We start from the raw sequence: 25,322 nt of genomic DNA, 5'->3' as shown, positions 1-25,322 counted from the left end.
TAACCAAGAACCATAAACTTTTAAACTATAAACCATAAACTCAAAAGATGAAAGCATACGTTTTTCCTGGACAAGGAGCACAATTTACCGGAATGGGTAAAGAGTTATATGAAAACTCGGCTTTAGCCAAAGAGTTATTCGAAAAAGCCAACACCATATTAGGTTTCCGGATTACAGATATCATGTTTGAAGGAACAGCCGAAGAATTGAAACAAACCAAAGTAACACAGCCAGCGGTTTTTTTACATTCTGTTATTTTGGCTAAGACTTTAGAGAATTTTACTCCAGACATGGTAGCTGGACATTCACTTGGCGAATTTTCTGCCTTGGTTGCCAATGGTGCTTTGTCATTTGAAGACGGATTAAAATTGGTTTTCCAACGTGCTATTGCTATGCAAAAAGCTTGTGAAATCACACCTTCTACTATGGCAGCCGTTTTAGGTTTAGATGATAAAAATGTGGAAGAAGTTTGTGCTTCAATTGACGGAATTGTGGTAGCTGCCAATTATAACTGCCCCGGACAATTGGTAATTTCGGGTGAATTTTCAGCCGTTGAAAAAGCTTGTGAAGCCATGAAAACTGCGGGCGCAAAACGTGCCTTATTATTGCCTGTTGGCGGTGCATTTCACTCACCAATGATGGAACCAGCGAGAGAAGAATTAGCAGCTGCCATAGAAGCTACTACTTTCAACACACCAAGTTGTCCTGTATACCAAAATGTTACAGCGAAAGCTGTTTCTGATGCAGACGAGATCAAGAAAAACTTAATCATACAGTTGACTGCTCCTGTAAGATGGACACAATCGGTACAACAAATGATAAAAGATGGCGCGACAAGTTTCACCGAAGTTGGTCCCGGAAAAGTATTGGTTGGATTGGTCAACAAAATTGATAAAGACGTTGAAACGATTTCGGCTTAATCCTTTTTAAACTAATTAAATCCCTCATAGCGAAAGTTATGAGGGATTTTTATTTACATTTGATTGATAATTAAATACATAAACTATGAAAAATATCTCCAAAATATTCAAAATAGTAGGTTTTAATTTTTTGCTTTTGGCATCAATCCTACTTCGTGCACAAAACAATATAACTGATTTTAAAGTTGATGGCGGTGAGTTTACATTTACCCAAAATGACGCACAACATCCTTGTATTTCTTCACAAGAATATGATCTTATAGATAGAGAAGTAAGTGATAATCTCAAGAAATTACATTTAGAAAATAGTGTTAACAAAAACACTCTTAGCACTTCACTCATTTGGCCATTGAGAACAGCGGTAGGATTTATACAATGTCAATATTATTTTATTGGTGGTTATGTTGACCAAAATACAGCAGCAACTGCTATTCAAGATTTTAATTGTGAAACCAATACGTATGATGGACATCAAGGAACAGACATTGCCATTTGGCCTTATGGTTTCAATAAAATAGATGACAGTCAGATTGAAGTTATTGCTGCAGCGGCTGGTACCATAATCCAAAAAAATGATGGTAATTTTGATAGAAATTGTTCTTCTAATACATTAACAGCAAACTCAATAATTATTCAGCATGCAGACGGAAGCTATGCTTTATATTGGCACATGAAAAAAAATTCGGTTACTACCAAAACAGTTGGACAAACAGTAGTGGCTGGAGAATATCTTGGTGTTGTGGGAAGTTCGGGAAGTTCAAGTGGACCACATTTGCATTTTGAAGTTTGGACAGGAAATACCAGCGCTACATATAAAGACCCGTTTTCTGGAAGTTGTAATCTTTTGAACGCCAACTCTTGGTGGGCTTCTCAAAAACCACATACTGATCCTGCTATTATGAAAGTATCTGTTAACACCACCGATATAGCAATGGCTACTTGTCCTAATAGTGATGTGTTGACAGAAAGCGATACTTTTTTAGTTCCGTTTCAAGGCACAGGATTATCGCCAGGCTATGCTAAGTTTTACATTTTTACTAGAGAAATTCCAGCCAATACAACACTATCTATGGCAATATTAAATCCGAACGGAACACCATTTAACAGTTGGACTTATATTATGCCTACTTTTAACAAAACGCGTTATTATGGCTTTTCAAAATTACTTCCAACCGTTGATGGCACTTATACATTTCAAGCAACATACAATGGTGTAACCTGTTCTAAAATGTTTACAATTACTCATTCTTTGGGAATTTCAGCTGCTCCTGATGCTGATTACTTCAGAGTGTTTCCAAATCCAACTAATGACGATTTTTTAGTTACTGCTAACGGAATTGAGAATGAAAACTATACTTTTACAATAACAAATAGCATTGGACAAATCGTTAAAAAGGAAAAAGCAACTATTGAAAATAATAAGCTTGAAAAATCATTCGCTGTAACAAGTTTATCCAAAGGTTTATATTTTTTGATTATTGAAGGTGCTAAATCAAGAACAGTAAAAAAAATTGTAAAAAATAATTAATTAAAAAATGAAAAAACTAATTTTATCACTAGCGTTTGCAGCAGTATTAGTGTCTTGTCAAGACAAAACCAAAGAAAAATTAGACGCAGCCAAAGATGCTGTTACCGAAGAAGTAACTGCAACTGTTGATTCGGCGAAAGCTAAAGCCGAAGCTAAACTCGATACTTTAAAAGAAAAAGCCAATGCCAAAATAGACAGTGCAAAATTAAAGAGTGCTGAAGAAATGGAAAAAGCGGCAAAAAAATTAAAAGAATCGGTTAAGAAATAACAAAAACGCCTCAAAATTTGAGGCGTTTTTTTAACACTAAAAGTGGCTAACTTCTAATTTTTTGTTCCCATTTCCAGGCTGAATATAGCGCTTCTTCTAAAGAAAGTTGTGTATTCCAACCCAGAACATTATTTGCTTTATCGGTATTAGCATAAGCGGAGATAACATCGCCTTCTCTTCTGCCAACAATTTTATAAGGTAATTTTTGTCCGGACACTTTTTCAAAAGCATTGATAACTTCTATAACAGAACTTCCTGTTCCTGTTCCTAAATTGAAAGTTTCTACTTTCTCACTATTTTTCTTATTCAATAATCTCTGTAACGCGATAACATGTGCTTTCGCCAAATCAACTACATGAATATAATCTCGGATACAAGTTCCGTCTGGTGTAGGATAATCATTACCATAAACTGAAAGTTCTTTTCTTAAACCAAAAGCTGTTTGGGTAATGAATGGCACTAGGTTTTGTGGAATTCCAAGAGGTAATTCTCCTATTTCGGCACTTGAATGCGCACCAATTGGATTGAAATAACGCAATAAAACAGCATTGATATTGGTGACTTTTGCAACATCATTTATAATTTCTTCACCTATTTGTTTTGTATTCCCGTAAGGTGAATTTGCTGGCTGAACAGAAGCATCCTCAGTAATTGGCATCTTTTCGGCTTGACCGTAAACTGTACACGAAGAACTAAAAATAAAATTAGCTTGTGGTAAATTTACCATTTCCTGTAAAAGGTAAACTAACGAATTTATATTGTTTTCATAATACAGTAAAGGATTTTCAACACTTTCTCCAACCGCTTTTGAGGCAGCAAAATGAATTATGCCGACAATATCGTTATGTTTTTTAAAAAATTTCTGAACCGCCGATTTCTCTCTTAAATCAATGTTTTCGAAAATTGGTCTTTTGCCTGTGATTTTCTCAATTCCGTCAAGAACATCTATAGACGAATTGGAAAGGTTGTCAATCGCAATGACTTCAAAACCTTCATTTTGCAATTCAACAACTGTGTGTGAACCTATAAATCCTAAACCGCCAGTTACTAGTATTTTCATATGTTTTTAGATGATAGATGATAGACGAATAGATAATAGTTTTTTATCTACAATTTTGTCTTTCATCTCTTAGTCTATTATCTTTTATCTGTTTAGAAACTCTAAAACGCTATCTGTAATAAATTTTATTTGCTCGTCATCAAGCTCGGTGTGCATTGGCAACGAAATTACTTCTTTCACCAATTGATTAGTTACTGGAAAATCTTCCTCTTTATACCTTGAATCTACGTATGCTTTTTGTGAATGCAACGGAATTGGATAATAAATTGCGCATGGAATCCCTTTTGCCAATAAATGTTCCATCAAAGCATCTCTATCAGCATCAATTATTCTCAAAGTATATTGATGAAAAACATGACAATCACAAATATCACAGATATATGGTGCAATTACATTTTTATGTCCTTCAAAAGTTGCTGAATATTTTCGTGCTGCATTTTGTCGTGCTGCATTATAACTATCCAACAATGGTAATTTTGCATTCAAAACGGCTGCCTGAATGCTATCCAAACGCGAATTTACTCCAACCACATCATGATGATAACGTATGTACATTCCGTGATTTACAATTCCGCGAATGGTGTGTGCTAACGCATCGTCATTGGTGAAAATAGCTCCACCATCACCATAACAACCTAAGTTTTTAGAGGGAAAAAACGATGTTGAAGACACATGACCAATCGTTCCAGCTTTCTTCTTAGTTCCATCAGAGAATTTGCAGTTTGCGCCAATAGCCTGTGCATTATCTTCAATTACATATAAATTGTGTTCTTTAGCAATTCGCATGATAGCTTCCATATTCGCTGCTCTTCCGAACAAATGAACAGGAACAATTGCTTTTGTTTTTGGGGTGATTGCTTTCTTTATAGCATCAATAGAAATGTTCATATTTACCACATCAACATCAACTAAAACTGGAGTTAATTGCAATAAAGCAATAACTTCAACGGTTGCAGCGAACGTAAAATCGGCAGTGATAACTTCATCACCAGGTTGTAAACCCAATCCCATCATGGCAATTTGCAAAGCATCAGTTCCGTTGGCACAAGGAATTACGTGTTTTACATCCAAATATTCTTCAAGATTTTTTTGAAACTCGTGAACTTTTGGTCCGTTGATATAAGTTGTTGTGTCTAAAACCTCTTGAATAGAAGCATCGACAGTAGTTTTTATTTTTTCGTATTGACTTTTTAAGTCAACCATTTGTATTTTTTTCATACGATTGAAATTTGAGCCACAAAAGTAAGAAATTCTGAAGTAGAATATCCTATTCGGCAAAAGAAACGTATTTTAGCGCAACAAATTTTTTAGGATGCTTTTTCTATACAATTTATTGCTGCTTTTTGCTTCACAAATACTGAAATTGTTGGTGCTTTTCAGTCCCAAAATGAAGCTGTTTGTTGATGGAAGAAAGACTGTTTTTGAGACTTTAACTAGTAAAATAAATCCCGAAGACAAAACAATTTGGTTTCATGCAGCTTCATTAGGAGAATTCGAACAGGGTCTGCCTGTAATGGAAAAAATCAAAATCCAATTCCCTAATCATAAAATTGTTGTGACTTTCTTTTCGCCTTCTGGCTATGAAGTAAGAAAAAACAATACTGTTGCAAATGTTACGGTTTATTTGCCTTTAGATACTAAATCAAATGCAAAGCAATTTCTAAAACTGGTTCATCCGGATTTAGTTTTCTTTATCAAATATGAATATTGGCCAAATTATTTGAATGAATTAAAAAATTTGGATATCAAAACCTATTTAATTTCTGGAATTTTCAGAGAAAATCAGGCTTTTTTCAAATGGTATGGCGGGTTTTATAGAAACGCTCTGAAAACATTTGATTACTTTTTCGTTCAGAATGAAAAGTCGAAATTGTTGCTTCAGAAACTAGGTTTCAATAATGTAAAAATCTCGGGCGATACACGTTTTGACCGTGTAGTTTCTATTTTGGAACGAGATAATTCTTTGGATTTTATCAAACAATTCAAAAACAACACAACAACAATTGTCATAGGAAGTTCATGGCCAAAAGACGAAAGCCTTCTCGTAAATTACATCAACAAAACCAATGAAAAAGTAAAATTTATAATTGCGCCACACAATATCAAATCAGAACAAATTCAGGAATTGAAAAGTTCGATTTCTAAAAAAGTGATTTTATTTTCAGAAAAAGAGAATATCGATTTATCAGATTACGATGTTTTAATTGTTGATACCATTGGGATTCTGACCAAAATCTACAGTTATGCTGATATCGCCTATGTTGGTGGCGGGTTTGGAAATCCTGGCGTACATAATATATTGGAACCGGCCACTTTTGGTATTCCAATTATTGTTGGTCCAAATTTTTCGCATTTTGCAGAAGTTGTCGCGTTAGTTCATCAGGAAGGTTGCGTTTCTATTTCGAATCAAAATGAGCTTAACGATGCTTTTTCCAATTTGATTTCTAACGAAGACATTCGTCACGAAAAAGGGCATATTTGCAGCACTTTTGTTCAAATGAATAAAGGCGCAACCGCTGTTATTTTGAAACATATTTGTAACAAATAAAACTAACAGCAAACTCATTATTTCTATCAATAATTTACACTATGAAATTTTTAAGACTACTTATTTTATTTGTTTTAGCACAAGTTTCCGCACAACAAGGCGGCATGTGGATTCCTTCTTTGTTAAAAGGAATGAACGAAGATGAAATGAAAAGCCTTGGCATGAAAATCACAGCCGAGCAGATTTATTCAATCAATAAATCGAGTATTAAAGATGGTGTTCCTCAATTTGACAAGAAATGTACTGCCGAAGTGATCTCGGATAAAGGTTTGATTTTAACCAATCACCATTGCGGTTATGATGCTATTCAAAATCACTCAACAGTTGAGCATGATTATTTGGCAGATGGTTTTTGGGCATACAAAATGGAAGATGAGTTGCCTAACAAAGGCATGATAGTTTCCTTTGTTGTGCGCATTGAAGATATTACTACAAAAGTTTTGGATAGTGTTGCTCCTATTATTTCAGAAGCTGATAAACAGAAAAAAATCCAGGAAAACATTGCTACTCTGACCAAAACATTACCAAAAGAAACTTGGGAAGAAAACGTGATTAAAACATTTTATAACGGAAACCAATATTTGCTTTTTGTAACCGAGACATTTAAAGATATTCGACTTGTTGGTGCACCGCCAAGTTCCATTGGAAAATTTGCAGATGTTACAGATAATTGGGTTTGGCCAAGACATACAGGCGACTTTTCATTGTTCCGAATTTATGCTGATAAAAATAATCGTCCGGCCGAATATTCAGCTGATAATGTTCCTTATAAACCAAAGTATTATTTTCCAATTTCAATTAAAGGTTTGAAAGAAAATGATTTTACGATGATTTTAGGTTATCCAGGCACAACTCAGGAATACTTGCCTTCGTTTGCGGTTGAACAAATCATGAATACTTCTGATCCGGCTAAAATTGAAATTCGGGATATTACTTTAAAAGTGCAGGATGGTTTTATGCGTAATGATAAAGCTATTAAAATTCAATACGCTTCTAAAAACCAAACTATAGCAAATGCATGGAAAAAATGGCAAGGAGAAATTAAAGGTTTGAAAAGATCGAATGCTGTTGGAGCAAAACAAAAATTTGAAAAACAATTTGAAGAGAAAGTTATCCAAGAAGGAAAACAAATGGAATATGGAAATTTGATTCCTGAATTTGAAAAAAATTATGCAGAAATTAAAGATTACGCTCTAGCAAGAGATTATTTCAATGAAATTGTAGGAACAAATTCTGAAATATTAAATATTGGCTATAAATTATATCAATTAGAACAACTCTATATCACCAAAGGCGAACAAGAGTTTAACGATAGAAGAAGCGCCTTAATAAATGGTTGGGGCGAATTTTATGATGAATTCAATCCTAAAGTTAATCAGGAAGTTTTCAAACAGTTACTTACTATTTATAGCAAAAAGTATCCAAAACAATTTTTACCAAATTCATTAGAAAATAGCAATGCTGAAAATGTAGCCAATGAAGTTTTTACTAAATCGCAATTGGTAAGTTATGATAAAGTCAAAGAACTATTAACTGGTGATGTAAAAACTGTTTTAGAAAAATTAAACAATGACGAAGGATATAAAGTGGCTAAAGCAATTGTTGATACACATGTAAAAAATGTATTACCAAAATATGAAGAAATAAATTTAAGAAATACAGCTACGCAAAGAACCTATATGAAAGCCATCTTAGAATTATTTCCTAAAAACAGAAATTTTCCTGACGCAAATAGCACACTTCGTGTGACCTATGGAAAAATCAAGGGTTACAAACCAAATGATGCGGTTTTTTACGAGCCTTTCTCCTATTTAGATGGTGTTGTCGAAAAATATATCCCAGGCGATTACGAGTTTGACGCTCCAAAAAAACTAATTGATTTATATAATGCTAAAGATTATGGTATTTATGGTGTAAATGGAAGAATGCCATTAAATTTTATAGCTACAAACCACACCACTGGTGGAAATTCCGGAAGCCCCGCATTAGATGCCAAAGGAAATTTAATTGGAATAAACTTTGATAGAGTTTGGGAAGGAACAATGAGCGATATCTACTATTCTCCTGAAATATGTAGAAATATCATGGTTGATATTCGCTATGTTTTGTTCATCATAGATAAATTTGCTGAAGCTGATAATTTAATTAGAGAATTAAAAATAGTTGCTTCAAAAAATAAAAAATAATATTTTAACATTAATTTAAGTTTTGGCACGGTTATTGTTAAACAAAAAGAGAAGTAAAATATAGGTTTTTTAAAAAAAATTAAAAAATTATTTTAACCTATTAAAAAATTTATATCTTTGCCTCGAATTAATAATTAACCTTTTATATTAAGTAAGATGAAAAAAGTATTTTTAAGTTTAGCTGTTATTGCTGCATTAACTGTAGTATCTTGTAAACAAGCTGAGGCTACTGACGCTGCTGCTGCTGACACAACTGCTGTTGCTGTTGATACTGCTGCTGCTCCAGCTGCTGATACTGCTGCTGTTGCTACTGACACTGCTGCTGCTGCTACTGAAGCTGCACCTGCTGCTGCTCCAGCTGAAAAAAAATAATTAGAAACTAATTATTTTTAAAGATTTAAAGCCACGTAATACGTGGCTTTTTTATTTTATGCTTATTTAAATTTATTTGGAAAGTAACTAAACAAAAAAAGCTTCAAACAATGTTTGAAGCTTTTTTGTACTCAGAGCGGGACTTGAACCCGCACGAACATTGCTGTTCACTGGATTTTAAGTCCAGCGTGTCTACCAATTTCACCATCCGAGCAGAATGATTATCTTGATGGTTTAATTTTTTGAAAAAATTAATTAAATATACTCACCATCTGAGCGTTATAGTTTATGATGATTAATACCATAACCAAAACATTCATATCTTGAGCGAAAAACGGGGCTCGAACCCGCGACCTCGACCTTGGCAAGGTCGCGCTCTACCAACTGAGCTATTTTCGCATTCACATTATTTGTTAGAACAGCAAAACTTCTACCGTATTGCGGATGCAAATGTAATATTTAAATTGAATATTACAAACGTTTTTTTTGAAAAAAACTTTGTTAAACCTTAACCAATTGATATACACAATTCATTAGCAGCATTTATTTTTTCTGTAACATACGTTTTAATTCATTTAACTTCATCAAAGCTTCTATTGGTGTTAAAGTATTGATGTCTAAATTCATTATATCTTCTCTTATTTCTTCTAATAACGGATCGTCAAGGTTGAAGATATTCAACTGCATTTCGTCCTTAGCCGACTTTATTCCGCTTAGGGATTCGCTGGAGTGATTTTTTTCTAATTTCTTTAAAAGTTTCTGCGCTTTTTGAATTACAGTTTGTGGCATTCCCGCCATTTTTGCCACATGAATACCAAAACTGTGAGCGCTTCCGCCGGCAACCAACTTTCTGATAAAAAGAACGGTATCTTTTAACTCTTTTACTGAAACATTATAATTTTTAATTCTTGGTAATATTTCACTCATTTCATTCAATTCGTGATAATGTGTTGCAAACAATGTTTTTGGCCTGGCCGGATTTTCATGTAAAAACTCAGCAATAGCCCATGCTATGGAGATTCCATCATAAGTACTTGTCCCGCGACCAATTTCATCCAATAAAACTAGACTTCTATCCGAGATGTTATTCAAAATTGAAGCAGTTTCATTCATCTCTACCATAAAAGTAGATTCTCCCATCGAAATATTATCACTTGCGCCTACTCGAGTAAAAATTTTATCTACTATTCCCATTCTCACTTTTTCAGCTGGCACAAAACTTCCCATTTGTGCTAATAAAACAATCAATGCCGTTTGTCTCAAAATGGCTGACTTACCCGACATATTTGGTCCGGTAATCATAATAAGTTGTTGCGATTCTCTGTCCAAAAAAACATCATTAGGAACATATGGAACACCAACAGATAATTGCTTTTCAATAACCGGATGACGTCCATTAGTTATTTCTAACTCAAATGTTTCATCAAGAATTGGGCATACATAATCGTTTTCTATAGCTAATTGCGCGAATGAAATCAAGCAATCTAACTGTCCAATTAAATTGGCATTCAACTGAACTTGTTTAATATAAGTCGCAATCCAACTGACTAATTGTTCGAATAGTTGACTTTCTATTTGATGGATTTTTTCTTCGGCACCAAGAATTTTAGTTTCGTATTCTTTTAATTCTTCCGTAATATAACGTTCTGCATTTACTAAAGTCTGCTTTCTAATCCATTCCGTCGGAACTTTATCTTTATGCGTATTTCGAACTTCGATATAATAGCCAAAAACATTATTAAAAGAAATCTTCAATGAAGAAATCCCTGTTAGCTCTGACTCTCGCTTTTCAATGCCTTCTAAATATTCTTTTCCCGAAAAAGCGATACTTCGCAATTCGTCTAATTCGGCATGAACGCCACTAGCAATGGCATTTCCTTTGGCTATAGCCACTGGTGCCTCTTGATTTAATGTGGATTTTATTTTTTCTCGTAACAAATCACATGAATGCAAACTATCACCAATAACACGAACTGCTTCTTGCTTACTTTCTAATGCAATTACTTTTATTGGAATAATAGCATCTAACGATTCTTTGAGATAAATGACTTCACGCGGAGAAATTTTTCCTGTAGCCACTTTAGAAATCAAACGCTCTAAATCTGAAATTTGCTTGATTTGGTATTGCATTTTTTGAAGAATTTCTAAATTGTCTTTTAAATAAGAAACAACTTCATGGCGGCTTCTAATCTTGTGAATATCCTTCAAAGGCAAGGCCAACCAACGTTTCAATAATCTTGAACCCATTGGGGAAAGCGTTTTATCAATAACATCCAAGAGGGTAACCGCATTTTGAGAATGACTGTGATATAATTCTAAATTGCGAATAGTAAATCTATCCATCCAAACATAAGCATCTTCAGCGATTCTTTGAATATTGGTGATATGCTGAACTTTATTATGCTGTGTCTCTGACAAATAAAACAAAATTGCGCCTGAAGCTATAATGCCATCAAGCAATTCCTCAATTCCAAAACCTTTTAATGAAATGGTTTGAAAATGATTATTTAACGTTTCTAAAGCATAATCTTCTTTGTAAACCCAATCTTCGAGATAAAAAACATTGAATCTTTCACCGAATATTTCTTTGAATTGGTTTCGGTTGTTTTTTTGAATTAAAATTTCACTCGGACTAAAATTCTGAAGCAGTTTATCAATATACTCTTCATTACCTTGTGCAGTTAAAAATTCACCTGTAGAAACATCAAGAAACGAAACTCCTAATTGTTTTTTGCCAAAATAAACTGAAGCCAAAAAATTATTAGCCCTTGATTGTAAAACCTCATCGTTCATAGAAACTCCGGGTGTAATCAATTCCGTTACCCCACGTTTAACAATCGTTTTAGTCATTTTTGGATCTTCAAGTTGGTCACAAATTGCAACGCGAAGTCCAGCTTTTACCAATTTTGGCAAATAGGTGTTTAAAGAATGATGTGGAAAACCAGCCAGCGCAGTTTCGGTTTCACTTCCGGCACCACGTTTGGTTAAAACAATTCCAAGTATTTTAGAAGCTCGAATGGCATCTTCTCCAAATGTTTCATAAAAATCGCCCACTCTAAACAACAAACAAGCATCGGGATATTTTCTTTTTATCTCGTTGTATTGTTTCATTAAAGGTGTTTCTTTCGCCGAAGATTCTTTTGCTGCCAATGGTTTTAAATTAATTTTTCGTGAAAGCGAATTTAAATATTTTAGAATGATTTAACCTTCCTAAAAAAAATTAATTTAAACTTAAGACAAAAAAAAGAGGTGCATTTCAATTTTTAAATAGATTTGTTCCAGAAACTTAAATACTATAAAAATGAAAAGAATTATCTTATTAGCTGCAATTACTGTTTTTGGTGTTGCAACTAGCAATGCACAAACTGCAAAAAAAACTGCAAAAAAAGCTGACACACCAGCTAAGGTTGAAACTCCAAAAGTTGATGGCGCCGGAATGGTTTTCGAAAACGAAACTATCGATTACGGTACAATTCCACACAATGCTGATGGAAAAAGAGAATTTGTTTTTGTTAATAACGGAAACAAACCTTTAGTTATTGAAAGTACACAAGGTTCTTGTGGTTGTACAGTTCCTTCAAAACCAGAAGGAGCAATTGCTCCGGGTGCAAAAGGAGTTATTGGTGTAAAATATGCGACTGACAGAGTTGGTCCGTTTACAAAAACTGTAACTATCAAATCAAATGCTGTAGGACAGGAAACTAAAGTAGTTACCATCAAAGGAACTATTTTACCGGATGCTCCAGCTGATGCTGCTGCTCCAACAAAAAGCTAAATTCTACTTAATTATAATTCACGAAAGTCTCGATTTATCGGGACTTTTTTTTTGAATACCTTTGCCGTTCAAGACCGAAGATCAAACTGTATCAAATAAAAAAATATGCGCAAGCTTGAAAACAAAGAATTAGAGAGAAAATCAATCAAAGATTTTAAAGAAGCCGAAAAGACTCCATTAATAATTATACTAGATGATATTCGAAGCCTACATAATATTGGTTCCGTATTTCGAACTGCAGATGCTTTTTTGATTGAAAAAATATATTTATGTGGCATCACTGCAATTCCTCCGAACAAAGAAATCCATAAAACGGCACTTGGTGCTACCGAAACTGTAACTTGGGAATATCAAAAGGATGTTTTATCCGTCATAGAAAAGTTAAAAGAAGAGAATATTTCTGTTTTTGCCATAGAGCAAGTTGAAAATGCAATCTTTCTTCAGGATTTTAAAGTTGATAATGATAAAAAATATGCTTTAGTTTTTGGCAACGAAGTCTACGGGGTTGCTCAAAAAGCCATTGAACTATGCGATGGAACAATTGAAATTCCACAATTAGGCACTAAACATTCGTTAAACATTTCTGTAAGTACCGGAATTGTGGTTTGGGATTTCTTTCAGAAAATGAATTATTAATTTAAGATATTTTTTAGAGGAGTAATTTTGATTTTCTATAAATTTATAAAATGAAAAAGAAGTTTGCCAGTCTTTTAGCTTTTATCCTTTTAACCTTCACTACACCTGATGTTTTAGGTCAAAAAAACTTACCTATTAATTATATTAAAGCCTCTACAATTTCACACACTCAACTAGCCAATATTGCTCCCAACTTAAGTGCAACCGGAAACCTAACATATTGCCCCGGAGGCGCAACTAAAATTGTAACGGATATGACAATCGTCGATCCAGATGATATTGGAATTGATGCAATTTATATCCAAATTTCTTCAGGATATTCGTTTGGAGAAGATTTGTTAACACTTACTGGAATTCATCCTAACATAGTCTCTGTTTGGAATACAACCACAGGAACATTGACTTTGACAGGTATTTCTAGTCAGCCAACTTATTTTGAACTAAAAGCCGCAATAGAAGATATTGAATTTTCATCTAGCGCAACAAATCCAACTGGTATTAGAAATTTTTCTATTTCTGTTGGACAAGCCAATTATTTACCTTCAAATGGTCATTATTATCTATTTGTTCCCAACATAGGAATAACCTGGACAGCAGCTCAAGCAGCAGCTCAAGCTAGTACTTATTATGGCTTGCAAGGTTATTTAGCCACTATTACATCTGCAGAAGAAGCACAAATTGCAGGCGAACAAACTATTGGTGCTGGTTGGATTGGCGGAAGCGATCAGGAAACCGAAGGCATATGGAAATGGATGACAGGCCCTGAAGCGGGTACTGTTTTTTGGAATGGTAATTTTACTGGATTTACTACCACTTTTGCCTTTTGGAATACTGCAGAACCAAATAACTCTGGAGACGAAGATTATGCTCATGTTACAGCTCCTGGAGTTGGAATTGCAGGTTCTTGGAATGACCTCTCAAACACTGGCGGAACAAGTGGTGCATACCAACCAAAAGGATATGTAGTTGAATATGGCGGTATGCCTGGTGATCCGATTTTGCACATCTCAACTAGTACTACTATGACTATTCCAACCATTAGTGCTATTCCAACTGCGCCTAGATGTGGTCCCGGAACAGTAAATTTACAAGCTACTTCAACCAGCGGAAGTGTCAATTGGTATGAATTCCCTTCTGGTGGCATGCCTTTAGGATCTGGAAATAGTTTTACTACACCCATTATTTCAGACACAACAATTTATTACGCAGCGGCTCATTATGGTGGCTGCCTTGATATTTCGAGAATTCCGATTAACGCACTTGTAACACCAAAACCATTACTAAGTTTTAATTCTCCATATTATATGTGTGATGAAAGCTATAAAGTAATAGATGTGGAGACCTCATTAGGCGTTATGTTTTGGTATGATAGCCCTACAAATCCTAATCCGATATTTTTAGGAACTCATTTTGTTGTACCAAACATTCATGAAGATACCGTTTTTTATGCTGAAGCTAATTATAATAATTGCCTTTCCGATAGGTTACCTGTTCAAGTAAATGTGTATGGCGTTCCTGATGTAAATGATGAAACTATTGTGTTATGTGAAGGTCAAACTACTATTTTAAATGCAGGAAATCCAAATATGACATACTTATGGTCAACGGGTGAAACAACACAAACAATTATAACACACGGATTAACCAATTACTCAGTTGTAATAACTACCCTTGCACCTGAAAGCTGTTCCAAAACAAAAAATTTCACAATCGCATATCATTCTAAGCCGATAATCTCATCTATTGATATTCAAAATTTGACAGCCACAATCAATACGGTTCAAAGTGGAGATTTTGAATATTCATTAGACGGGGTGAATTTTCAAAACTCAAATGTTTTTACTGTACTTGAAGGCGGAAGTTACATTGGATATGTAAGGGAAAAAAATCAATGTGGCAAAGACCAAAAACCTTTTGCTGTTATCTCTTATCCGATTTTTTTTACCCCAAATGGTGACGGAATAAATGATAACTGGTATGTAAAAGGAGCCTCCAATTTTTCGACGGCAGAAGTAACTATTTTTGATAGATTCGGCAAACTAATAACGGTTCTGAATAAAGCCAATCCCTATTGGAATGGAACGCTAAATGGAAAACAATTACCTGCTAATGATTATTGGTTTGTAGCAAGAATTAATAATTCCTTCCCAGAAACGAAGGGACATTTTTCCTTAAAGAGATAACCTTAATTGGAAATCTTATTCTGAATCGCGTTCAAGATAAAAACATAATCTTCCTGATTGTTCTGGAAATCTCTATTAGTCACATCAATTATTAAAATATTTAAATCTTTTTGTGACTTAATATAATCCAAGTAACCATTGTTAATTTTTTCAAGATATTCTGCCGGAATTTCCTGCTCATAACTTCTGCCTCTTTCTCTGATGTTTTCTAAAAGTCGTTCCGTACTTTGATATAAATAAATATACAAATCGGGCTTTGGCATTTCCTTGTAGATAATATCAAACATTGTTTTATACAAACGAAACTCGTCTTCGGCAAGCGTAACTTTAGCAAAAATCAACGATTTAAATATATGATAATCGGCAACAATGAAATCTTTAAACAAATCAAACTGCGCTAAATCATCTGAAATTTGCTGATATCTATCGGCTAAAAAAGACATTTCCAGCGGAAAAGCATAACGGTTTTGGTCTTCGTAAAATTTTGGCAAAAAAGGATTATCCGCAAAACGCTCTAAAACTGATTTCGCATTAAAATCTTCCGCTAATTTGTTTGTCAATGTTGTCTTTCCCGCACCAATATTTCCTTCAATCGCAATGTAATTAAAATGATCTAGTTTTAATTTCGTAATTGGTATTCCCAGATTTTGAATGACTTTACAATTACTTTTATCTTCCGAAAGCACTAATAATTCATGCAAATATTTTTGTAAAATAGGATGACGCCAATCTAAATTTAAATCCTGCATCGGCAGCAACACAAACAAGCGATTTTGCATTTCAGGATGAGGCACCTGCAATTTTTCTGAAGCAATAATTTCTTCATCAAAAGTAATAACGTCAATATCAATAACTCGTGCTTGATAACCCGGAACATCTTCGCGGACTCTTCCTAATGCTTCTTCAAGTAAAAGACATTCTTCTAAAATTTGATGCGCCGACTTATGCGTATTCATAATCACAGCACAATTGTAGAATTTTTCACTTTCAAAACCCCAAGCTGGCGTTTCATAAAGCTTCGAAACTCTAATAATTGTTCCAATTTCTTTATGTAAATTATCAATGCAATGCTGAATGTTTTCGAGACGATTGCCTTGATTACTACCTAAAGATAAAATGAGTTGATGCTGCTTTTTCATGGAAGCACAAATTAACTAAAACTATTTTAGAATAACGCCAAAAAAGACCCGACTGTTAATAACAATTTCTCAACAATTGCCTTTTGATAAAATCATAAAACTTCCATAAATAGTTACCGTTTTTTATAGAAAAGAGGTTATTTTTGTTCAGTTAAAGCATAACTTAATCTATCACATCATGTTAAAGAAAATCTTAAAAATAGTTGGAATAATTTTACTACTCCTAATCATTTCAGCTTTCGCGATACCGTATTTCTTTAAAGATCAAATCAAAGCCAAAATTTTAACTTCAATTAATGAAAAAGTTGATGCTAAAGTGGCTTTCGCCGATGCTGATTTAAGTCTGTTTAGAAATTTCCCTAATGCAAGTGTTTCAATAGAAAAATTATCCATCATCAACAAAGCGCCATTTGAAGGCGATACTTTAGTTTCATTTGAAGAGTTGAACCTGAAAATGTCTATCAGAGAATTATTCAAAGGCGATAATGAGCCTATGAATATTGATGGTATTACATCTAAAAACGGTTTGATAAACATCATTTTTAACAAAGATGGAATTGGCAACTATGACATTGCGTTAAAAGATAAAAATAAAGCCGACGATGAAAAAAACAAACCGCTTTCGTTAAAGATAAAAGAGTATGCTGTCGAAAATTTCAAGTTCAAATATTATGATGAAAAGTCAAAAGTTAAAATGGTTTTAGACAGCATAAATCATGAAGGAACAGGTGATTTTGCTTCATCAAAATTGGATTTAGTAACCAAATCAACTGCAAAAATTTCACTTGATATGGACAAAGTGAACTACATGAAAAATGTTTCGATTACACTCGATGCCATACTTGGAATTGATTTGGATAAAAGCAAATATACTTTCAAAGAAAACAAAGCAAAAATCAACGAATTGCCTCTAGAATTTGATGGTTTTATCCAATTGGTCGATGCCGGACAACAGTATGATTTGAAATTTAAAACACCAACTTCTTCGTTCAAAAACTTCTTGGGATTACTTCCGGCGCAATATTCGAGCAATTTGAAAGACGTGAAAACCAGTGGCGATTTTACCGTTGCCGGATTTGCTAAAGGTTTGTATTCCGATACTTCAGTGCCAAAATTCAATGTCGAAATCGCTTCAAACAATGCCTCATTTCAATATCCGAATCTGCCGAAATCCGTTAAAAACATTATCATCGACACCAAAATCATAAACGAAACTGGTGTGATGAATGATACTTATATAAACTTGGATAAATTATCGTTTCAAATTGACCAAGATGTTTTTAATGCAAAAGCCAATATTAAAAATATTGCTGAAAATGCATTGGTTGATGCCGCTTTGAAAGGAACTATTAATTTGGCTAATCTTACGAAAGCATATCCTATAAAACTGGACAAACCGTTAACCGGAATTCTGAAAGCCGATGTAACGACAGCTTTCGACATGCAATCTGTTGAGAAAAGTGATTATGCTCGAATCCGAAACGCGGGAACCATGGACTTGACCGGTTTCAATTATACAGATGAAGATGGAAAAACCATGAAAATCAGCAGAGCTTTAGTCTCATTTGACCCAAGCCGGGTGAATTTGAAACAATTTAATGCCACTACAGGAAAAACGGATTTGGCGGTAACTGGAGTTTTGGAAAATTTTTACGGCTTTATATTTAAAAACCAGGAATTGAAAGGGAACTTTAATTTGAACTCGAATCAATTGGCGGTCAGCGATTTTATGACTTCGGAAGCCGATGCTAAAAAGCAAACTAAAGCTAACGAAGCAATGAAAATTCCGGCGTTTTTGAATTGTTCTTTGACCGCAAAAGCCAATACTGTTTTGTATGATGATTTAGTTTTGAAAAATGTTTCCGGGAAAATAATTATCAAAGACCAAAAGGCAACTTTAGAAAATGGTAAAACAGATATTTTTGGTGGTCTGATTACGTTCAACGGTGATGTTTCGACCAAAGAAAAAGTATCTAAATTCAATATGGATTTAGGGTTGAATGGCGTTGACATTGCTCAAACTTTTACACAATTGGAAATGATGAAAAAGATCGCCCCGATTGCCGGCGTTATTAATGGAAAACTAAACTCCAAAATCAAAGTTTCAGGGAATCTGAAGGACAAAGAAATGACACCCGATTTGAAAAGTCTGACCGGAGATTTACTAGGTCAATTGCTTTCGACCACAGTGAATTCAAGCAATTCGCCTTTATTAACTGCATTGGATGATAAGCTGGGTTTTGTAGATTTGAAAAAACTGAATCTGAATGATTTAAAAGCAGCTTTAACTTTTAAAGACGGGAAAGTAAACGTAAAACCATTCGACATCAAATATCAGGATATTAAAGCAACAATCGGCGGAAGTCATGGCTTCGACCAATTGATGAACTACAATGTGAAGTTGGATGTTCCTGCTAAATATTTAGGTACAGAAATCAATAATTTAATCGGGAAATTAACGCCGGCTGATGCCAAAAAATTTGAAACTGTTCCAGTAAATGCTATACTTAGTGGTAATTTTAGCAAACCACAAATCAGCACTGATGTGAAACAAGCTACAACCAATTTGGTTACGAATTTGGTAAAACAACAAAAAGACAAGTTAGTTTCTGGCACAAAAGATGCGTTGAATAACATTATTTCAAACGCAACGAAACCAAAAACAGACACCACAAAAACAAATGTGAAGACAGATGTAAAAACTCAAGCCACAGATTTAATCAACGGCTTATTCAACAAGAAGAAGAAAAAAGAAGAACCAAAACCGGCAACAACGCCAACGACCACAAAATAATAAAGAAACCCTTTCGATTGAAAGGGTTTTTATTTAAATGTTTATTTTAACGACATAACCTTCAAAAGTTCGAACGTTAAAAACTGTGCCGTCTTCAAACATTAAATATTGTCCTTTGATGCCTGTCAATTTTCCTAAGAAATTGGGTGATTTGTCTAAATTTAGGCTATTGACTTTGGTTGGAAATTGTAAGACCGGATAATGCAATTCAAATAAATCCTCCTTTTCAGGATAATAAAAAGCCTGCACTTCCTTTGGAATTAAATATTGTAGAGAAGCTTTTTCTTTAAGTAAATCAACTTTAGGCACATCATTTTTTAACATTTTTTGCCAATTGGTTTTATCTGCATAATGATTCTTCAACGCCACTTCGGTTATTCCGGCTAAATACCTATTCGGAACCTCAACAATTGGAATCGCTTGCACTGCACCTTGATCAATCCAACGGGTTGGCACCTGAGTATATCTGGTAACACCCACTTTTACTTCGCTCGACAATGCCAAATACACAATATGCGGTTGCAATTGCACTTTCCTTTCGTATTCTAAATCGCGGTCTTCAATATCTAAATGTGCTGTGCTTAATTCGGGTTTCATAATCCAATCGCCTGCAGATGCTGAGCTCATAAAACAATCATAACAAAATCCTTGGCGGAAAATTTTTTTCTTTTTACCACAATTCAAACATTGGTAACCAACGAAATTTATCTCTATCGATTTACCCAGCAACTGATTTAAACTCAAAAAACTATTCTCAAAGACCAAATAATACTGAATCGGATTTGAGAATTCGGTTTGCATTTTAGTAAGTACGCCTTCGTAAGTCATATCTTTATTTGGGATTTAGGAATAAGGATTTAGGAATTAATTGCTTATTTTAGCGTAAAGTTACAAATCCTAAATCATAATTCGCAATTCCTAAATTCGAAACATGCCAATACCATTAATAAATTCTATTGCTTCCTGGGTTCTAAAACAGCGGATTCATCAGATTGAGTTGTTTCTAAAATACCCACACGAAGTACAGGAAGAACTAATGATGAACTTAATTCGTTCTTCGGAAGAAACGGTGATTGGACAAAAGTATGATTTTCATAGTATCAAATCTTACCAAACTTTTGCAGAAAGAGTTCCGGTTTCTACCTATGAGGATTTAGAACCAATGTTTGAACTTACCCGAAAAGGTGCCCAAAATGTTTTTTGGAACACGCCTATAAAATGGTTTGCCAAATCGAGTGGAACAACCAATGCCAAAAGCAAATTTATTCCGGTAAGTAATGAAGCTTTAGAAGATTGTCATTACAAAGGCAGCAAGGATTTGCTGTGTATGTATTTGAATAATAACGAAAACTCTGAGATGTTTTTGGGTAAAAGTTTGCGTTTAGGCGGAAGTTCACAGATTTACGAAAACAACAATACTTATTTTGGTGATTTATCCGCAATTCTGATTGAAAATATGCCAATTTGGGCAGAATTTAGCAGTACACCGAGTAGTAAAATTTCTTTGATGAGCGAATGGGAAACAAAACTTGCCGCCATTATCAACGAAACCAAAAATGAAAACGTAACCAGTTTTGCCGGAGTTCCTTCGTGGATGTTGGTTTTACTCAACCGAATTATGACTGAAACTGGGAAAGACAATCTAATGGAATTGTGGCCTAATCTAGAAGTGTATTTTCACGGTGGTGTAAGTTTTGAGCCTTATCGCGAGCAATACAAAAAAATACTACCTCAAAATAATTTTAAGTATTACGAAATTTACAACGCTTCAGAAGGATTTTTTGCCATACAGGATTTGAATTATTCGAATGATTTATTGTTAATGTTGGATTATGGGATTTTCTATGAATTCATTCCAATGGATACTTTTGGCACCGAAAACCAAAAAGTAATTCGGCTTTCGGATGTGGAATTGTTCAAGAATTATGCGGTTGTGATTACTACCAATGCGGGCCTTTGGCGCTATTTAATTGGAGATACTGTTCGATTCACTTCTTTGTCACCATACAGAATACGCGTTTCGGGTAGAACCAAACATTTTATCAATGTTTTTGGAGAAGAATTAATGGTTGAAAATACCGATATGGCTTTAGCCAAAACATGTTCAGCTCTAAATTGCGAAGTGAAAGATTATACGGTTGCACCCATATTCATGAAAGGCAAGGAAAAAGGTGCACATGAATGGATTATTGAATTTATGAAAAAACCAGAAGATATTCATCTTTTCCAAAAGACATTAGATGAAAATTTACAATCGTTGAACTCAGATTATGAAGCCAAACGCTATAATAACATGACGTTAAATCAACTTAAAATTAATATCGCAAGAGAAAATTTATTTTATGATTGGCTAAAAGAAAACGACAAGTTGGGCGGGCAACACAAAATTCCGAGACTTTCGAATGAAAGACATTATTTGGAACAATTGAAAGGAATGCAGGTTAGTGTAAATAAATAAGCATGAAAAAAATTGTCTTCATACTACTTATTCTAGGTTTTCTAACTTCTTGCGGTCCGCACCGAATGAGATGTGGTCCGGGAAGACGATGCTTAGTTGATTCTCCAAAAGAAAAAATGATTATAAATAATTCTATTTCTTGAAAGCAAAACTTTATCTCGCCTTATTCTGTGTTGCCTTCTTTTGGGGAACAACTTTCTTAGCTATTCGGATTGGCGTTGAAACCATACCGCCTTTTATTTTGGCTGGTATTCGGAATCTGATATCAGGTTTTATTATATTCCTTTACTTATTGTCTCAAAAGAAATTAGAGCGCATCAATCCGAGACAGTTTTTGCGTGCTTTTATATTGTCTATATTGATGATTGTTTTGGCAAATGGTTTGACGACTTATGCTGAAAAGTTCATCACTAGCGGATTAGCATCCTTAATTTCAACATTCACCCCTTTTTGTGTCTTGATTTTGAATTTGATATTTGCTTACGAAAAGTTATCTGTTAAGACGATTGTTGGAATTCTATTTGGAATGTCAGGCATTTTCTTAATCTATCAAAGCAGTTTGTCGGATTTGCTAATTCCAGAATACAGACAAGGAATTTTTGCCTTGTTGTTGGCAATTTTAGCTTGGTCAATCGGAACGATATTTATGAAAAGGGCAAGCGAAAATTCGTTGACAATGTTGATGAATGTTTGTATTCAAATGCTTATTGCCGGTGTGGTTTTGACTTCTATTCAATTCTATGTTACGCCCGATATTTCGCCTTTAACTTGGAGCACACAAAGTATTTTCGCGATGATTTACTTGGCTTTGTTTGGTTCAGTCGTGGGCTATGTTGCGTTTAGTTATTTGATTACACAATTGCCTTCAACAAAAGTTGTAGTGTTGTCTTATGTCAACTTAGTAGTGGCGTTATTTTTAGGTTGGTTAATTCTGGATGAAATAATTACAAGTCGAATTATCATCGCAACTATACTGATTATAAGCGGTGTAGTTATTGTTAATTATAAAAAAGCAAAATAAATTTATTTGTATTGTAACAATTGATGATTGGTAAAGTCATATGAACATCCGAGGTGAAGCCGAATTGTTTGGAGCGCAGCGGAGAAAATCATCAATCATCAAAATCAATCACAAATGAAATCACTAAGCATTACCCTATGCTTACTTGCCACGAGTTTTATATTCGCGCAAGAAGCTCCGACGAAAAGTCAGGAAACCCCAAAGACCAACACTACAGAAAAAACCAATGAACTCTCCGAGGTTACGGTGTATGGCAACAAAAAACAATACATAAAAGTAGAATCGGACAAAACTACAATTAACGTCAGAGACAATGCAATGCTTAATAGCGGAAGCAGTATGGAAGCGGTAAAAAAAATTCCGGGTGTTATAACATCGCCATCAGGAAGTATTACACTCAATAGTAAAGGAGTAAGCATTTATATTGATGGAGCTCCAAGTTCTTTAAGCGGAACTGACTTGCAAAATTATTTGGCTACGCTTCCGGCAAACGCAATCGAAAAAGTAGAATTAATTTACAATCCAGGCGCATCTTATGATGCAAGTTCAAGCGGTTCAATAATTAACATCATCACAAGCACCAAAAGAAAAAAAGGAATCAATGCCAGCTTTAATATCAATTACAACTTTAACAAATACCAAAAGCCTAGCCCGCAAATTTTGTTGAACGGGAAAGTAAAAAATTTGAGTTGGCAAACCATGGTTGGATACAATTATATTGATGGAGAAATTAAAACCAAAAACGATCAAGTTTTCACTTCATTTAATCCAAATGAACATCTTATTCAAAAGAATTTGTTATTGACGACTAATAGAAATTTTTATTTCAGAACAGGTACCAATTACAAATTGAGTGAGAAGTCTAATTTACTATTCAACTACAATTTGAATTTGGGTAATGATCGATTTACCAATAATTCAAGTACAGTTGGAACCGGAATTGATTATGCAAATACTAGTTTGGCAAAAAACAAAAACAACAATCACGAGTTGAGTTTACAATACAAAACCAAACTAGACACTATCGGAAGAACTCTTGACATTACAACTTTCAGCAATTTCTTCGATAAAAAACCAATCACAAAATCTATCGGATTTGACAATGGTTCACCAAGTTATTTTAATGGAGATGTTGATTTTAAGCTTACCAATTATTATTTGAAATATGATTTTGCTATTCCTTTTAATAAAATCAATTTTTCTTTGAATACCGGAGGAAAATACAATACCATAAAAGTAACTGATAAGGGAATTTACAACTTTAATTCAGCAACAAATTCGGTTACCAATTTTGATTATACCGAAGATAACCTGGCATTTTATGTAGAAGCCAGAAAGAAAATTAAGAAATTCAATTTTACAGCTGGAATCCGTTTTGAAGATTATAAAGTTGACAGAAAGGCCATTCAAAATTCGGCAGAAACAAAAGTTAACTTTAAAAACACAAACTTTTTCCCAAATGTTAGTGCCTTATATGAATTTAATGATAATATAAATCTTTCAGCTTCCTATTCAAAGAAAATTCAACAAGCCAATTATAATACATTAGATCCAAACAATTTTGCCAACTTTGACCAGTACAATTCTTCGAATGGAAATCCGTTTCTTGACCCAACATTCTTTGATAACTTTGAGTTAAAGCTTACGGCATTCCAATTTGTCAGTATAGGCGGAAATTATTCTATTGCTAAAGACAGTAACCGTTTTATTTTTGATGCTAATCCTGGAGAGTTGGTCAGCAATCAAACTTTTAAGCAATTTGACGAAATAAATACGCTTAGTTTGTATGCTTCGTTTCCGATTCCTTTAGATTATTTTTTGAAAGGAAAAGAAGAGTTTAACAAACGAATGAATAATATGGATAAGATGAATTACATCTTCTTTAACATCAATTATATTAAATTTGACACGCAAGGCTATAACTTTTCGTTTGACACCAAACCCATTTGGAGTTATGCGGCTCAAGCGCAGTTTATTTTACCATGGGAGATAAAAAACACGATGTCTTATAACTATACTCCACCAGGCACTTGGGAAATTTATAATCTGACTAAAACTATACAGCAATTTGACATCTCGTTTAACCGGGATTTCTTAAATAAAAACCTTAAAATAGGACTACATTGTTTTGATGTTTTCAATACAAATGAGATAAACGCAACCGTTTCTTCGACCAATTTACAAAGCAAATTTTATAAAAAAGAAGACTCGAGAACTTTCAGAATTTCGTTAACTTATAACTTTGGTAACTTAAGCCTGAAAAAAGACAATACCGATATCGATGTTGATAAAACCAACTCAGGTGGAGGCTTCCTAAAATAAAAAAAGGTTATAATTAGTATTTAAAATCCCCGCTGCTTCGGGGATTTTTTTTATAATGTCAGTAAGCGTTTTTAAAATTATACTGAAACTATTTTCAATTGTTCAGTAGGAG

Annotated in this window: 19 protein-coding genes and 2 tRNA genes; 14 read left to right on the top strand and 7 right to left on the bottom strand. The window is 34.0% G+C overall.

Going from position 1 to position 25,322, the window contains the following annotated elements:
- Positions 1-47 precede the first annotated feature (47 nt).
- From fabD to QWY90_RS02415, 3 genes are all read left to right on the top strand, one after another.
- The gene (gene fabD, locus QWY90_RS02425; protein ID WP_290284242.1) at positions 48-920 is read left to right on the top strand and encodes an ACP S-malonyltransferase; all 873 of its coding nucleotides are present in this window, start codon (positions 48-50) and stop codon (positions 918-920) included.
- 85 nt (positions 921-1,005) lie between these two features.
- Positions 1,006-2,448: a peptidoglycan DD-metalloendopeptidase family protein gene (locus QWY90_RS02420; RefSeq protein WP_290284240.1), complete on the top strand. Its 1,443-nt coding sequence runs from the start codon at positions 1,006-1,008 to the stop codon at positions 2,446-2,448.
- A 7-nt stretch (positions 2,449-2,455) separates the two neighbouring features.
- Positions 2,456-2,716, top strand: a complete 261-nt coding sequence (locus tag QWY90_RS02415; RefSeq protein ID WP_290284239.1) for a hypothetical protein — start codon at positions 2,456-2,458, stop codon at positions 2,714-2,716.
- Positions 2,717-2,762: 46 nt separating this feature from the next.
- Here QWY90_RS02415 and galE read toward each other — a convergent pair whose 3' ends face one another.
- Both galE and QWY90_RS02405 read right to left on the bottom strand, forming a co-directional pair.
- Positions 2,763-3,776 carry a UDP-glucose 4-epimerase GalE gene (galE, locus tag QWY90_RS02410; RefSeq protein ID WP_290284238.1) on the bottom strand — a complete coding sequence of 338 codons (1,014 nt, stop codon included), beginning with the start codon at positions 3,774-3,776 and terminating at the stop codon, positions 2,763-2,765.
- An 84-nt stretch (positions 3,777-3,860) separates the two neighbouring features.
- Positions 3,861-4,994, bottom strand: coding sequence for a DegT/DnrJ/EryC1/StrS family aminotransferase (locus tag QWY90_RS02405; protein ID WP_290284237.1), 1,134 nt, complete (start codon positions 4,992-4,994; stop codon positions 3,861-3,863).
- Positions 4,995-5,088: 94 nt separating this feature from the next.
- On the opposite strand from QWY90_RS02405, the gene QWY90_RS02400 reads away from it, so the two are divergent.
- The 3 genes from QWY90_RS02400 (at position 5,089) to QWY90_RS02390 (ending at position 8,882) form a co-directional block, all read left to right on the top strand.
- On the top strand, positions 5,089-6,324 hold the full coding sequence (locus QWY90_RS02400) for a 3-deoxy-D-manno-octulosonic acid transferase (RefSeq protein ID WP_290284236.1): 1,236 nt from the start codon (positions 5,089-5,091) through the stop codon (positions 6,322-6,324).
- Positions 6,325-6,365: 41 nt separating this feature from the next.
- Complete coding sequence (locus tag QWY90_RS02395; RefSeq protein WP_290284235.1) at positions 6,366-8,510, top strand: S46 family peptidase; 2,145 nt, start codon at positions 6,366-6,368, stop codon at positions 8,508-8,510.
- Positions 8,511-8,666: 156 nt separating this feature from the next.
- On the top strand, positions 8,667-8,882 hold the full coding sequence (locus QWY90_RS02390; protein ID WP_290284234.1) for a hypothetical protein: 216 nt from the start codon (positions 8,667-8,669) through the stop codon (positions 8,880-8,882).
- Positions 8,883-9,010: 128 nt separating this feature from the next.
- On the opposite strand, the gene QWY90_RS02385 is transcribed toward QWY90_RS02390, so the two are convergent.
- From QWY90_RS02385 to mutS, 3 genes are all read right to left on the bottom strand, one after another.
- Positions 9,011-9,096, bottom strand: a tRNA-Leu gene (locus QWY90_RS02385).
- A gap of 112 nt (positions 9,097-9,208) precedes the next feature.
- Positions 9,209-9,281: transfer RNA gene (locus QWY90_RS02380), tRNA-Gly, on the bottom strand.
- 144 nt (positions 9,282-9,425) lie between these two features.
- Complete coding sequence (mutS, locus tag QWY90_RS02375; RefSeq protein ID WP_290284233.1) at positions 9,426-12,032, bottom strand: DNA mismatch repair protein MutS; 2,607 nt, start codon at positions 12,030-12,032, stop codon at positions 9,426-9,428.
- A gap of 151 nt (positions 12,033-12,183) precedes the next feature.
- On the opposite strand from mutS, the gene QWY90_RS02370 reads away from it, so the two are divergent.
- The 3 genes from QWY90_RS02370 (at position 12,184) to QWY90_RS02360 (ending at position 15,476) form a co-directional block, all read left to right on the top strand.
- Complete coding sequence (locus QWY90_RS02370; protein WP_290284232.1) at positions 12,184-12,657, top strand: DUF1573 domain-containing protein; 474 nt, start codon at positions 12,184-12,186, stop codon at positions 12,655-12,657.
- A gap of 105 nt (positions 12,658-12,762) precedes the next feature.
- Complete coding sequence (locus QWY90_RS02365) at positions 12,763-13,293, top strand: RNA methyltransferase (protein WP_290284231.1); 531 nt, start codon at positions 12,763-12,765, stop codon at positions 13,291-13,293.
- A 50-nt stretch (positions 13,294-13,343) separates the two neighbouring features.
- Positions 13,344-15,476 carry a T9SS type B sorting domain-containing protein gene (locus QWY90_RS02360; RefSeq protein WP_290284229.1) on the top strand — a complete coding sequence of 711 codons (2,133 nt, stop codon included), beginning with the start codon at positions 13,344-13,346 and terminating at the stop codon, positions 15,474-15,476.
- 2 nt (positions 15,477-15,478) lie between these two features.
- On the opposite strand, the gene folK is transcribed toward QWY90_RS02360, so the two are convergent.
- On the bottom strand, positions 15,479-16,615 hold the full coding sequence (gene folK / locus QWY90_RS02355; RefSeq protein WP_290284227.1) for a 2-amino-4-hydroxy-6-hydroxymethyldihydropteridine diphosphokinase: 1,137 nt from the start codon (positions 16,613-16,615) through the stop codon (positions 15,479-15,481).
- Positions 16,616-16,793: 178 nt separating this feature from the next.
- Between folK and QWY90_RS02350 the strand changes: the two genes are divergently transcribed.
- Positions 16,794-19,409, top strand: a complete 2,616-nt coding sequence (locus QWY90_RS02350) for an AsmA-like C-terminal region-containing protein (RefSeq protein ID WP_290284226.1) — start codon at positions 16,794-16,796, stop codon at positions 19,407-19,409.
- A 33-nt stretch (positions 19,410-19,442) separates the two neighbouring features.
- On the opposite strand, the gene QWY90_RS02345 is transcribed toward QWY90_RS02350, so the two are convergent.
- Positions 19,443-20,237, bottom strand: coding sequence for a DUF2797 domain-containing protein (locus QWY90_RS02345; RefSeq protein ID WP_290284224.1), 795 nt, complete (start codon positions 20,235-20,237; stop codon positions 19,443-19,445).
- A gap of 103 nt (positions 20,238-20,340) precedes the next feature.
- Between QWY90_RS02345 and QWY90_RS02340 the strand changes: the two genes are divergently transcribed.
- The 4 genes from QWY90_RS02340 (at position 20,341) to QWY90_RS02325 (ending at position 25,210) form a co-directional block, all read left to right on the top strand.
- Entirely contained in the window at positions 20,341-21,867 is a 1,527-nt protein-coding gene (locus QWY90_RS02340) for a GH3 auxin-responsive promoter family protein (RefSeq protein WP_290284222.1), read from the top strand.
- A gap of 2 nt (positions 21,868-21,869) precedes the next feature.
- Entirely contained in the window at positions 21,870-22,010 is a 141-nt protein-coding gene (locus QWY90_RS02335; RefSeq protein WP_290284221.1) for a hypothetical protein, read from the top strand.
- Positions 22,007-22,888 carry a DMT family transporter gene (locus QWY90_RS02330; RefSeq protein WP_290284220.1) on the top strand — a complete coding sequence of 294 codons (882 nt, stop codon included), beginning with the start codon at positions 22,007-22,009 and terminating at the stop codon, positions 22,886-22,888. Before QWY90_RS02335 ends, QWY90_RS02330 begins: the two co-directional genes overlap by 4 nt.
- A gap of 114 nt (positions 22,889-23,002) precedes the next feature.
- A complete protein-coding gene (locus QWY90_RS02325) occupies positions 23,003-25,210 on the top strand; it encodes an outer membrane beta-barrel family protein (RefSeq protein WP_290284219.1) in 2,208 nt (735 codons plus the stop codon).
- Positions 25,211-25,322 lie beyond the last annotated feature (112 nt).

It is taken from the genome of Flavobacterium paronense (assembly GCF_030409795.1).
Taxonomy (GTDB): domain Bacteria; phylum Bacteroidota; class Bacteroidia; order Flavobacteriales; family Flavobacteriaceae; genus Flavobacterium; species Flavobacterium paronense.
This window is presented reverse-complemented; position numbering and strand designations above follow the sequence as displayed.